The sequence below is a fragment of the Pseudomonas sp. W22_MBD1_FP4 genome, from assembly GCF_052113765.1.
Classification (GTDB): Bacteria; Pseudomonadota; Gammaproteobacteria; order Pseudomonadales; family Pseudomonadaceae; genus Aquipseudomonas; species Aquipseudomonas sivasensis.
Map to the genome: position 1 here is coordinate 141996 of NZ_JBGQOI010000009.1, position 12196 is coordinate 154191.

The following is a 12196-nucleotide window of genomic DNA, read 5'->3' on the forward strand; positions in this document are numbered from 1 at the left end:
ACAATCCGGGCCTTGTTGTTTCCACGTATAAGACAGGATCACTATGCCGGCTTCATTCGTTCACCTACGCCTGCACACTGAGTACTCCCTGGTCGACGGCCTGGTACGGATCAAGCCTCTGGTCAAAACCCTGGTGGGCATGAACATGCCCGCGGTGGCGGTTACCGATCAGAACAACATGTGTTCCCTGGTCAAGTTCTACAAGAACGCGATGGGGGCCGGCATCAAGCCTATCTGCGGCGCCGACCTGTGGCTGTCCAACAAAGATCCGGATAACGCGCTGAGCCGCATCAGCCTTTTGGCGATGAACGGCGTGGGTTATCGCAACCTCACTGAACTGATCTCCCGTGGCTTCATCGATGGTCAACGCAACGGTTCGATCATTATCGAGCGTGAATGGGTTGCCGAGGCCAGCGAAGGCCTGATCATGCTGTCGGCCGCTAAAGAGGGGGAGATTGGTCTCGCACTGCTGGGGGGTAATCCCCAGGAAGCCGAAGTGCTGGCGAAGGAGTGGATGCAGGTCTTCCCCGACCGTTTCTACCTTGAAGTGCAGCGCACCAATCGCCCCAATGATGAAGAACATCTGCACGCCGCCGTTGCCCTGGCCGAAAAGCTGGGCGCGCCACTGGTCGCCACCAACGACGTGCGCTTTATCAAGAAAGAAGATTTCGAAGCCCACGAAACCCGTGTGTGCATCGGTGAAGGCCGGGCCCTGGATGACCCGCGTCGCTCGAAAAATTACAGCGAAGAGCAATACCTCAAAAGCGCCGAAGAGATGGCCGAGTTGTTCAGCGACTTGCCCGAGGCCCTGGAAAACTCTGTCGAGATCGCCAAACGCTGCAACATTGAAGTGAAGCTGGGTACGCACTTCCTGCCCAACTTCCCGATTCCCGATGGCATGACCATCGATGAATATTTCCGCAAGGTGTCGTTCGATGGCCTGGAAGAACGGCTTTCCGTGCTGTTGCCCAAGGACACCACTGAAGATTACGAAGCCAAGCGCCAGGTGTATGTTGACCGGCTGAATTTCGAGCTGGATATCATCATCCAGATGGGGTTCCCCGGTTACTTCCTGATCGTAATGGACTTCATCCAGTGGGCTAAAAGCAACGGCGTGCCCGTAGGCCCTGGCCGTGGGTCGGGTGCCGGCTCGCTGGTGGCGTATGTGCAGAAGATTACCGACCTCGACCCTCTTGAATATGACTTGCTGTTCGAACGGTTCCTGAACCCGGAACGGGTTTCCATGCCCGACTTCGACGTCGACTTCTGCATGGACGGTCGCGACCGCGTGATCGAATACGTGGCCGAGAAATACGGCCGCAACGCGGTAAGCCAGATCATCACTTTCGGTTCCATGGCGGCCAAGGCTGTAATCCGCGACGTGGCCCGGGTGCAGGGCAAGTCCTACGGCCTGGCCGACCGGCTGTCGAAGATGATCCCGTTCGAAGTCGGCATGACCCTGGAAAAGGCCTACGAGCAGGAAGAAATCCTGCGTGACTTCATCAAGATCGATGAGGAAGCCGCCGAGATCTGGGACATGGCGCGCAAGCTCGAAGGTATCGTGCGTAACGTCGGTAAACACGCCGGTGGCGTAGTGATCGCGCCGACCAAACTCACTGACTTTTCGCCGATCTATTGCGATGAAGAAGGCGGCGGCCTGGTTACCCAGTTCGACAAGGACGACGTTGAGGCGGCCGGCCTGGTGAAGTTCGACTTCCTCGGCCTGCGGACCCTGACGATCATCGACTGGGCGCTGAAGACCATCAACCGCGAGCGCGCCAAGGTCGACGAAGAGCCGCTGGATATTGCGTTCATCCCGTTGGATGACAAGCCGACTTACCAATTGCTGCAAAAAGCTGAAACAACAGCTGTGTTCCAGCTTGAGTCGCGGGGCATGAAAGAGCTGATCAAAAAGCTCAAACCCGACTGCCTGGAAGACTTGATCGCACTGGTGGCCCTGTTCCGTCCTGGTCCGCTGCAGTCGGGCATGGTTGACGACTTCATCAACCGTAAGCACGGCCGCGCCGAACTGGCCTACCCGCACTCCGACTACCAGTACGAAGGCCTCAAGCCTGTGCTGGCGCCAACCTACGGCATCATCCTGTACCAGGAACAGGTGATGCAGATCGCTCAGGTAATGGCGGGCTACACCCTCGGCGGTGCGGACATGCTGCGTCGAGCCATGGGTAAAAAGAAACCCGAGGAAATGGCCAAGCAGCGCGGCGGTTTCATTGAGGGTTGCGCCACCAACAATATCGACGCCGATCTGGCCGGTAACATTTTTGACCTGGTGGAAAAATTCGCCGGTTATGGTTTCAACAAATCTCACTCCGCCGCCTACGGTCTGGTGTCTTACCAGACCGCCTGGCTGAAAGCCCACTACCCGGCGCCGTTCATGGCTGCGGTACTTTCTGCGGACATGCACAACACCGACAAGGTTGTGACCTTGATCGAGGAAGTGCGCACCATGAAGCTGCGCCTAGACGCGCCTGACGTGAACGCCTCGGAGTTCAAGTTCACGGTGAATGACGAAGGCCGCATCATCTATGGCCTGGGTGCGATCAAAGGCGTGGGCGAAGGCCCAGTGGAGGCGATTACCGAAGCGCGTCAGGACGGGCCGTTCAAGGATCTGTTCGACTTCTGCGCGCGGGTTGACCTCAAGCGCATCAACAAGCGAACCCTTGATGGCTTGATCCGCAGCGGTGCGCTGGACCGTCTCGGCCCTTACTTTCACGATGAACCGAAGGCCTACCAGGCAAATATCGACCGCAACCGCGCGGTGCTGCTCACTGCCATGGAAGAAGCGATCAAAGCTGCCGAGCAGACCGCCCGTACCCATGACAGCGGCCACGCCGACCTGTTTGGCGGGTTGTTCGTCGAAGAAGACGCGGACGTGTACGGCAATCACCGCAAGGCCAAAGAGTTGACTCTCAAGGAGCGCCTCAAGGGTGAAAAAGACACCTTGGGCCTGTACCTCACCGGTCACCCGATTGACGAATACGAAGGCGAGATCCGCCGTTTCGCCCGTCAGCGCATCATCGACCTGAAACCGGCGCGGGACACCCAAACCGTCGCAGGCATGATTATCGCCCTGCGGGTGATGAAAAATAAGAAGGGCGACAAGATGGGTTTCATCACTCTCGATGACCGCTCGGGCCGTATCGAAGCTTCGCTGTTTGCCGATGCCTTCCATTCGGCGCAGTCGCTGCTGCAGACCGATGCCATGGTGGTTGTGGAAGGGGAGGTCAGCAACGATGACTTCTCCGGTGGCCTGCGCCTGCGTATCAAGCGGGTGATGAGCATGGAAGATGCGCGCACCAACCTGGCTGAAAGCCTGCGCTTGAAGGTCAAGACCGAGGCGCTCAAGGGCGATCAGCTACGCTGGCTGGGGGACTTGCTCAAGCGTCACCGTGGTGCATGCCCGGTGACCATGGAGTACACCGGCGACGACGCCAAGGCGATGTTGCAGTTCGGCGAGACCTGGCGAATTGATCCGGCTGATGGCTTGATTCAAGCTTTGCGTGACCAGTTCGGTCGAGACAACGTCTTCCTCCAATACCGCTGACGGTCAGAACGTCTGACCTCGGCTGAACATTTAATCTCGACCTGAACGCGCCTCTCCCTTAAGGTAGGGCGCGAACAGACAACCGGCTGGCCAGGCACTCCCTGGCCGTCGACCCAAGACGGACGCTTATGAACCCGAATTTTCTTGATTTCGAACAGCCGATCGCTGACCTGCAAGCCAAGATCGAAGAACTGCGCCTGGTCGGCAATGACAATTCGCTGAATATCGGCGATGAGATCGCTCGCCTGCAAGACAAGAGCAGCACGCTCACCGAAGACATCTTCGGCAAGCTGACCAGCTGGCAGATCGCGCGCCTGGCCCGCCACCCGCGCCGTCCGTACACCCTGGACTACATTCAGCACATTTTCACCGAGTTCGACGAGTTGCATGGCGATCGCCACTTCTCCGACGACGCGGCCATCGTGGGCGGTATCGCTCGCCTGGACGACCAGCCTGTAATGGTGATTGGTCACCAGAAAGGCCGTGAAGTGCGCGAGAAAGTCCGCCGCAACTTCGGCATGCCGCGTCCGGAAGGCTATCGTAAGGCTTGCCGTTTGATGGAAATGGCTGAGCGCTTCAAGATGCCCATCCTGACCTTCATCGACACGCCGGGTGCATACCCAGGTATCGACGCTGAAGAACGCAACCAGAGCGAAGCGATTGCCTGGAACCTGCGCGTCATGTCTCGCCTGAAAACCCCGATCATCGCCACGGTGATTGGTGAAGGCGGTTCCGGCGGTGCATTGGCCATTGGCGTCTGCGACCAACTGAACATGCTGCAATATTCGACCTACGCGGTGATCTCGCCAGAAGGTTGCGCCTCGATCCTGTGGAAGACTGCAGAAAAGGCACCGGACGCTGCCGAAGCCATGGGCATCACTGCTGATCGCCTCAAGGGCCTTGGTATCGTGGACAAAGTGATCGCCGAGCCATTGGGCGGCGCCCACCGCGACCCGGCTGCTGCCGCCGCGACTATCCGTGCCGAGTTGGGTTCGCAGCTTGCGATGCTCAAAAAACTGGACAACGAAGCGCTGCTGGCCCGTCGTTACGAACGCCTGATGAGCTACGGCCTCTAAGGCCGCAGCGGTACTAATGTGGGAGGGGGCTTGCCCCCGATTGCTGAGTGTCAGTCACTGTATTCACTGGCTGATGCTCCGCTATCGGGGGCAAGCCCCCTCCCACATTTGCTTTGTGTATGCTTGGCTTGGGTATTCCAGATTTGCGGCGGTAACCTGTGATGAAACCGACTTTATCCGCCAAACTCCTGCACGCCCTAGCCCCTTGGCGCAAAGCCCCGGCTTGGCATATCGCCTTCTCTGGTGGTCTTGATTCCACTGTCCTGCTGCATCTCCTGGCCAGCGCCGAAGCCCTTCCGCCTCTAAGCGCTGTCCATGTCCACCATGGCCTGCAATCCGCCGCCGACACCTGGCCGAGCCATTGCCAGTCCATTTGCGACAGGCTGGGCGTGCCCCTGCGCGTAATGCGTGTGCAGGTACAGCCCGGCGCCAGCCTTGAGCGTGCAGCGCGTGATGCACGTTACAGGGCGTTTACCGAGGTGATCGGGGCAGGGGAGGTGTTGCTCACGGGCCAGCATCGCGACGATCAGGCTGAAACCCTGCTGTTTCGCCTGTTGCGCGGGGCCGGCGTGCGGGGGGCGGCGGCAATGCCTGTGCACCGTCCATTGGCGGGCGGCCATTTGGTGCGGCCGTTGTTGGATGTCTCGCGCACCGAGCTGGTGGCCTACGCCGATGAACATCAACTCAAGTGGATCGAAGACCCTTCCAACGCCGACATGCAGTTCTCCCGTAATTACCTGCGTCACCGCGTGATCCCGACGCTGACGGAGCGTTGGCCCCAAGCCGTCTCCAGCCTGGCCCGCACTGCCGAACACTTCGGTGAAGCCCAGGCATTGCTGGGTGAGTTAGCCAGCATGGACCTACAAGCCGCGGATCAACCTTCACGGTTTCCTTGGCTGCCTTTGCCGTCATTGGCCCTCGGCCCACTGCGCGATCTTTCCGATGCCCGTCAGCGCAACGTCCTACGCCATTGGCTGGCGCCGCTGACCCGGTTGCCCGACACCGACCACTGGGCTGGCTGGTATTCCCTACGCGATGCCAAGGGCGACGCACAGCCCTTGTGGCGCCTGGCAGATGGAGAATTGCACCGTTGTGGCGAACGCATCTGGTGGTTGTCTCGCGCTTGGTCGGAATTTTCCCGCGCGTCGGTGAGCTGGCCTCGCCCGCAAAACCCACTAGAGTTACCCGGCAATGGCCTGCTGGAAATTATCGGCAAGGTGCCCGAAGTCCCGCTGGAGGTCCGTTATCGCCAGGGCGGTGAAATGCTTGAAGTGCCAGGCCGAGGCAGGCGTGACCTGAAGCGCCTGCTCAATGAGCATGGAGTGCCGGGCTTCGTCCGTGGCAGATTGCCGCTGCTGTATCAGGGCGAGCAATTGCTCGGCGTGCCCAACCTCACTGGACTCTGGGCCTCGCCAAGTGATGGCTGGAAATTACATTGGATGCCACAGAGCTGCGATCAAGGTTTGAGCTGATAGAGCCTTTCCGGTAGACTACGCTCCCTTCTTGATACAACTTCTGTGGATTCGCCTGAATCGCAGCAGTTGCCGATTACCAAGCCGTCTTTGCTGGGCGATTCCAAAAAATGTGTAGCGATCAACGCACCGGTGTTTCACTGCTGGTCTGTCACAACGCGGCGGTTTTTTTGAAAGGTGCACTGTGATTAATGCTGGTGATCGGGGGCTTCGGCCTCTCTTCGCTTTCCCCGGCGGCTCGGACCGCTTTAACGCAGACTTCTAGGGTTTTTCATGACGCGCTACATATTCGTCACGGGCGGTGTTGTTTCTTCATTGGGGAAAGGCATTGCCTCCGCTTCATTGGCGGCCATCCTGGAGGCGCGGGGGCTTAAAGTCACCATGCTCAAGCTGGACCCGTACATCAACGTCGACCCGGGCACCATGAGCCCGTTCCAGCATGGTGAAGTGTTCGTCACACACGACGGCGCCGAGACCGACCTGGACCTGGGCCACTACGAGCGGTTCATCCGCACGACCATGACCCAGAACAACAACTTCACCACCGGCCGTGTCTACGAGCACGTTCTGCGCAAAGAGCGCCGTGGTGACTACCTGGGTGCAACCATCCAGGTGATTCCGCACATTACCGATGAAATCAAGCGCCGCATCATCAAGGGTGCAGGCGATGCCGACGTGGCGATGGTCGAGATCGGTGGCACCGTGGGTGACATCGAATCCCAGCCATTCCTCGAAGCTATCCGCCAGTTGCGTTTCGAAGTCGGCGCCAAGCGCGCGATGCTGATGCACCTCACGTTGGTGCCGTACATCGCCACCGCTGGCGAAACCAAAACCAAGCCTACGCAGCACTCGGTCAAGGAACTGCGTTCCATCGGCCTGCAGCCGGACGTGCTGGTGTGCCGCTCCGATCACCCGATCGACATTTCCTCGCGTCGCAAGATCGCGCAGTTCACAAACGTTGAAGAACGTGCGGTGATCGCCCTGGAAGACGCCGACACCATCTACAAGATCCCGGGCATCCTGCACTCGCAAGGCCTGGACGATTTTGTGGTCGAGCGTTTCGGCCTGCAATGCAACGGTGCGGACCTGTCCGAGTGGGAAGCTGTGGTTGACGCCAAGCTCAACCCTGAGCACGAAGTCACCATCGCCATGGTCGGCAAGTACATGGAGCTGCTGGACGCGTACAAGTCGCTGATCGAAGCGATGAGCCACGCGGGTATCAGCAACCGTACCAAGGTCAATCTGCGCTACATCGACTCCGAAGACATCGAGAACCAGGGCACCGCGCTGCTCGAAGGTGTTGACGCAATCCTCGTTCCCGGCGGTTTCGGCCTGCGTGGCGTGGAAGGCAAGATCACCGCCGTACAGTACGCTCGTGAGAACAAGGTGCCGTACCTGGGTATCTGCCTGGGCATGCAAGTGGCGGTTATCGAGTTCGCCCGCAACGTGCTTGGCTGGAAAGACGCCAACTCCACCGAGTTTGACAGCAAGAGCGGTCACCCGGTCGTGGGCCTGATTACCGAGTGGGAAGACGCCACCGGCGCTGTTGAAACCCGTACCGAAAGCTCCGACCTGGGCGGCACCATGCGCCTTGGCGCGCAGGATTGCCTGCTGGAGCCGGGCTCGCTGGTTCACGATTGCTACGGCAAGGACGTGATCGTCGAGCGTCACCGTCACCGTTACGAAGTGAACAACAACCTGCTGCCGCAAATCAAAGAAGCCGGCCTGAAAATCTCTGGTCGCTCCGGTGATGGCGCGCTGGTTGAGGTGGTCGAAGCACCGGATCATCCATGGTTCGTCGCTTGCCAGTTCCACCCAGAGTTCACCTCGACTCCACGCGACGGTCACCCGTTGTTCAGCGGTTTTGTCAAAGCTGCACTGACGCAACATCAGAAGAAGGCGTAAACCTGATGGCCCAGAAGATCATTCGCGTAGGCGACATCGAGATTGCCAACGACAAGCCCATGGTGCTGTTCGGCGGCATGAACGTGCTGGAAAGCCGCGACATGGCGATGCAGGTCTGTGAAGAGTACGTCAAGGTTACCCAGAAATTGGGTATCCCTTACGTGTTCAAGGCCAGCTTCGACAAGGCCAATCGCTCGTCCGTAACGTCCTACCGCGGCCCAGGCCTTGAAGAAGGCATGCGGATCTTCCAGGACATCAAACAAGCCTTCGGCGTGCCGATCATCACCGACGTCCACGAGCCTGAACAGGCTGCCGTGGTCGCCGAGGTGTGCGACATCATCCAGTTGCCGGCCTTTCTGTCGCGCCAGACCGATCTGGTCGTCGCGATGGCTAAGACCGGCGCAGTGATCAATATCAAGAAAGCCCAGTTCCTCGCACCTCAGGAGATGAAGCACATCCTGAACAAGTGTGTGGAAGCGGGTAACGACCAGTTGATCCTCTGCGAGCGTGGTTCGAGCTTCGGCTACAACAATCTCGTGGTGGACATGCTCGGTTTCGGCATCATGAAGCAGTTCGAATACCCCGTGTTCTTCGACGTGACCCACGCGCTGCAAATGCCCGGTGGTCGCGCCGATTCCGCAGGCGGGCGCCGTGCCCAGGTGCTGGACCTGGCCAAGGCCGGCATCAGCCAGTCCCTGGCTGGCCTTTTCCTGGAGGCCCACCCGGACCCGGATAATGCCAAATGCGACGGTCCATGCGCCCTGCGCCTGGACAAGCTGGAGCCATTCTTGGCCCAGCTCAAGCAGTTGGACGAACTGGTCAAGAGTTTTCCGACAGTAGAGACCGCGTAAGCGTCGTTTCTCCGGTAGACTTTCCCACGTTTTCTGTTCAGGCCCTCGGGCCTGAGCCTTGTCGCCTGCAAGCCTGCCCCGTTGTTCCACCCTTGCGGTCGGTCAAAAGTTTCCCTTCAGCTGCGTCGTTTTCGTCAACTTTGGAGTGTTTACAACAATGGCAAAAATCGTCGACATCAAAGGTCGTGAAGTTCTCGACTCCCGTGGCAACCCCACCGTCGAAGCCGACGTGCTTCTCGATAACGGCATCATCGGCAGCGCCTGCGCGCCGTCCGGTGCTTCTACCGGTTCGCGCGAAGCGCTGGAACTGCGTGATGGCGACAAGAGCCGTTACCTGGGCAAGGGTGTACTCAAGGCTGTAGCCAACATTAACGGCCCGATCCGTGACCTGTTGCTGGGCAAGGATCCGCTGGACCAGAAAGCTCTGGACCACGCGATGATCAAGCTCGACGGCACCGAAAACAAAGGTAGCCTGGGCGCTAACGCTATCCTCGCCGTCTCCCTGGCCGCTGCCAAGGCTGCTGCCCAGGACCAGGACTTGCCGCTGTACGCTCACATCGCCAACCTGAACGGCACTCCGGGTGTTTACTCGATGCCGGTGCCGATGATGAACATCATCAACGGTGGCGAGCACGCTGATAACAACGTCGACATCCAGGAATTCATGGTGCAGCCGGTTGGCGCCAAGACCTTCTCCGAAGGCTTGCGCATGGGTACCGAGATTTTCCATCACCTGAAAGCTGTTCTGAAGGCCCGTGGCCTGAGCACTGCTGTAGGCGACGAAGGTGGCTTCGCTCCAAACCTGGCATCCAACGAAGATGCGCTGAAAGTGATCTCCGAAGCCGTGGCCAACGCTGGCTACAAGCTGGGCACTGACGTGACCCTGGCCCTGGACTGCGCGGCCAGCGAGTTCTACGAAGACGGCAAATACAATTTGTCCGGCGAAGGCCAAGTGTTCAACTCCGAAGGTTTTGCTGAGTACCTGAAGGGCCTGACCCAGCGCTATCCGATCATCTCGATCGAAGACGGCCTGGATGAGTCCGATTGGGACGGCTGGAAAATCCTCACCGACAAGATCGGCGAGAAAGTCCAATTGGTGGGCGACGATCTGTTCGTGACCAACACCAAGATCCTGAAAGAAGGCATCGATAAAAAGATCGCCAACTCGATCCTGATCAAGTTCAACCAGATCGGCACCTTGACCGAAACCCTGGAAGCCATTCAGATGGCCAAGGCTGCGGGCTACACCGCGGTGATCTCCCACCGCTCCGGCGAAACCGAAGATTCGACCATCGCCGACCTGGCTGTGGGCACTTCGGCGGGCCAGATCAAGACCGGTTCGCTGTGCCGTTCCGATCGCGTTTCCAAGTACAACCAATTGCTGCGTATCGAAGAGCAACTGGCTGGCAAAGCCAAGTACAACGGTCGCGGCGAGTTTCGCGGCTAATCTGTAAATGGTAAAAAGTCGGCGGATTGCGTCGGAAAGTTCACGATAGTGAACATTTCGGCGCTAATCTGATGGCTATCAAGCACAAGCCTGGTTCTTCCAGGCTTCGTGCTATCAGTTGCTTCAAAAGTTATGCATGGCTGTCTTTTTTCACTGGATACCCGATATTCGATGCGCAGTCCCAATTGGTTGTTCCTCGTCTTGCTCTTGTTGCTGGCTGGCCTGCAGTACCGCCTGTGGGTGGGTAATGGCAGCTTCGCGCAGGTAAAAGACCTGACTGAGCAAATTGCTGCACAGCACGCCGAAAATGAGATCCTGCTGGAGCGCAACCGCGTCCTGGACGCTGAAGTGCTTGAGTTGAAAAAAGGCACGGAGACCGTTGAAGAGCGGGCTCGTCACGAACTGGGCATGGTCAAGGAGGGCGAAACCCTCTACCAGTTGGCCCAATGAGCAACAGTTTGCCGGCCTTCTGGGCCGTAATTCCTGCCGCGGGCGTCGGTGCCCGTATGGCTGCGGACCGTCCCAAGCAATATTTGCAACTGGGCGGGCGCACTATTCTTGAACACAGCCTCTACTGTTTTCTCGACCACCCCAATCTCAAGGGGTTGGTGGTCAGCCTTGCCATGGATGACCCTTATTGGCCCAACCTGGCATGCGCCATTGATCCACGTATACAGCGTGCGGACGGCGGTTCGGAGCGCTCGGGTTCGGTGCTAAACGCTCTGTTGCACCTCAATGCCCTGGGCGCGAGCGATGACGACTGGGTGCTGGTGCACGACGCCGCCAGGCCCAATTTAAGCCGCGATGATCTCGACAAACTGTTAAGCGAACTGGCCGATGATGCTGTCGGTGGCCTACTGGCCGTCCCGGCCCGCGATACCCTAAAGCGCGCCGACAAGCACGGTCGTGTCGATGAGACTGTCGACCGCAGCCTGATCTGGCAAGCGTACACGCCGCAGATGTTCCGACTCGGTGCGTTGCATCGTGCCTTGGCCGATAGCCTGGTAGCGGATGCGGTCATCACCGATGAGGCCTCGGCAATGGAATGGTCCGGTCAGGCGCCGCGGTTAATTGAGGGGCGCTCGGACAATATCAAGGTGACCCGGCCTGAGGATCTGGAGTGGTTACGGTTACGCTGGGCAAATCGGCAGTGATTGTTGGCTGAGAGGCTGTGCCAGGCAAACGCTGTTCTCGGCGGCGTCTTCATCTTCGGTATGTTTGACCTGAAAGTGCCCATACCGCTGTCATGGGCACCGGTCGCGCGTAGCACCGATTATTGATACGTCGTCTTCCTATGGTTTTGTGATCGCGAATGCCGTGTTCATTCTAAGTTCAAGGTGTTCATGGGTGAACTCGCAGCTGAGTCGGCCATTTAGTTGTCTATCTTCTACTGTCAGTTCCAAGTTGCCATGCTTCATTTTGGCGTCGCGTAGCAAAGGATGGTGAACGTTTAGCCGGATGGGGAATCCGGTGATGAGATCGAAACTTCCCGATTCAAAGGGTGGGCTAAAAGAAAAAATATCTATGATTACCGGATGACCGGGGGCTTCAGGGTCTGTTGCGGGCACTCCTATCTGAATCACTTCATGATTGTCGAATTGATAAAAATGTGCGTCTTTGGTCGCATAGCGTTCAGTACTTTCGATCCTTAAGTCGGCTGAACCCTCTGAATCGACGTTGTGCTTTTTATATGCAGCTATGTTCTGTTCAAGCTGCTTTCGATATCTGCGGTGTTTACATTTTTCATGGCAGTTTCCCTGCGTCATCTTGATAGGCCTCACTGGGCAGCGCCGTAAAATTGATGATGCAGCGCCAGCAGTGAAACCGTAGGGAACCACCATTCATCTTTGCTCACTACTGTCAGAGTTCACAGTAGCGCT

Annotated in this window: 9 protein-coding genes; 8 read left to right on the forward strand and 1 reads right to left on the reverse strand. The window is 58.3% G+C overall.

All coding sequences use genetic code 11. From position 1 onward, the window contains the following. The first annotated feature begins 43 nt into the window (after nucleotides 1-43). The 8 genes from dnaE (at nucleotide 44) to ispD (ending at nucleotide 11470) form a co-directional block, all read left to right on the forward strand. Nucleotides 44-3565: a DNA polymerase III subunit alpha gene (dnaE, locus tag ACEN2T_RS13980; protein WP_032891643.1), complete on the forward strand. Its 3522-nt coding sequence runs from the start codon at nucleotides 44-46 to the stop codon at nucleotides 3563-3565. Between the two features lie 128 nt (nucleotides 3566-3693). After that, the gene (locus ACEN2T_RS13985; RefSeq protein ID WP_003172288.1) at nucleotides 3694-4641 is read left to right on the forward strand and encodes an acetyl-CoA carboxylase carboxyltransferase subunit alpha; all 948 of its coding nucleotides are present in this window, start codon (nucleotides 3694-3696) and stop codon (nucleotides 4639-4641) included. Between the two features lie 161 nt (nucleotides 4642-4802). After that, complete coding sequence (tilS, locus tag ACEN2T_RS13990; RefSeq protein ID WP_122755692.1) at nucleotides 4803-6113, forward strand: tRNA lysidine(34) synthetase TilS; 1311 nt, start codon at nucleotides 4803-4805, stop codon at nucleotides 6111-6113. A gap of 273 nt (nucleotides 6114-6386) precedes the next feature. Continuing rightward, nucleotides 6387-8018, forward strand: coding sequence for a CTP synthase (locus ACEN2T_RS13995; RefSeq protein WP_032891641.1), 1632 nt, complete (start codon nucleotides 6387-6389; stop codon nucleotides 8016-8018). A gap of 5 nt (nucleotides 8019-8023) precedes the next feature. Continuing rightward, complete coding sequence (gene kdsA / locus ACEN2T_RS14000) at nucleotides 8024-8869, forward strand: 3-deoxy-8-phosphooctulonate synthase (RefSeq protein WP_010563535.1); 846 nt, start codon at nucleotides 8024-8026, stop codon at nucleotides 8867-8869. Nucleotides 8870-9026: 157 nt separating this feature from the next. Further along, nucleotides 9027-10316 carry a phosphopyruvate hydratase gene (gene eno, locus ACEN2T_RS14005; RefSeq protein ID WP_032891640.1) on the forward strand — a complete coding sequence of 430 codons (1290 nt, stop codon included), beginning with the start codon at nucleotides 9027-9029 and terminating at the stop codon, nucleotides 10314-10316. 171 nt (nucleotides 10317-10487) lie between these two features. Further along, complete coding sequence (ftsB, locus tag ACEN2T_RS14010; RefSeq protein ID WP_003231201.1) at nucleotides 10488-10766, forward strand: cell division protein FtsB; 279 nt, start codon at nucleotides 10488-10490, stop codon at nucleotides 10764-10766. After that, a complete protein-coding gene (ispD, locus tag ACEN2T_RS14015) occupies nucleotides 10763-11470 on the forward strand; it encodes a 2-C-methyl-D-erythritol 4-phosphate cytidylyltransferase (RefSeq protein WP_032891639.1) in 708 nt (235 codons plus the stop codon). The genes ftsB and ispD overlap by 4 nt, the downstream gene beginning before the upstream one ends. 138 nt (nucleotides 11471-11608) lie before the next feature. Here the strand turns inward: ispD and ACEN2T_RS14020 are convergent, their stop codons facing one another. After that, nucleotides 11609-12157, reverse strand: coding sequence for a hypothetical protein (locus ACEN2T_RS14020; protein ID WP_442116870.1), 549 nt, complete (start codon nucleotides 12155-12157; stop codon nucleotides 11609-11611). Nucleotides 12158-12196 lie beyond the last annotated feature (39 nt).

Bases quoted from the DNA above. Each gene is read 5' to 3' on its own strand.
- dnaE (WP_032891643.1), top strand. From the start codon at position 44: ATGCCGGCTTCATTCGTTCACCTACGCCTGCACACTGAGTACTCCCTG.
- ACEN2T_RS13985 (WP_003172288.1), top strand. From the start codon at position 3,694: ATGAACCCGAATTTTCTTGATTTCGAACAGCCGATCGCTGACCTGCAA.
- tilS (WP_122755692.1), top strand. From the start codon at position 4,803: ATGAAACCGACTTTATCCGCCAAACTCCTGCACGCCCTAGCCCCTTGG.
- ACEN2T_RS13995 (WP_032891641.1), top strand. From the start codon at position 6,387: ATGACGCGCTACATATTCGTCACGGGCGGTGTTGTTTCTTCATTGGGG.
- kdsA (WP_010563535.1), top strand. From the start codon at position 8,024: ATGGCCCAGAAGATCATTCGCGTAGGCGACATCGAGATTGCCAACGAC.
- eno (WP_032891640.1), top strand. From the start codon at position 9,027: ATGGCAAAAATCGTCGACATCAAAGGTCGTGAAGTTCTCGACTCCCGT.
- ftsB (WP_003231201.1), top strand. From the start codon at position 10,488: ATGCGCAGTCCCAATTGGTTGTTCCTCGTCTTGCTCTTGTTGCTGGCT.
- ispD (WP_032891639.1), top strand. From the start codon at position 10,763: ATGAGCAACAGTTTGCCGGCCTTCTGGGCCGTAATTCCTGCCGCGGGC.
- ACEN2T_RS14020 (WP_442116870.1), bottom strand. From the start codon at position 12,157: ATGGTGGTTCCCTACGGTTTCACTGCTGGCGCTGCATCATCAATTTTA.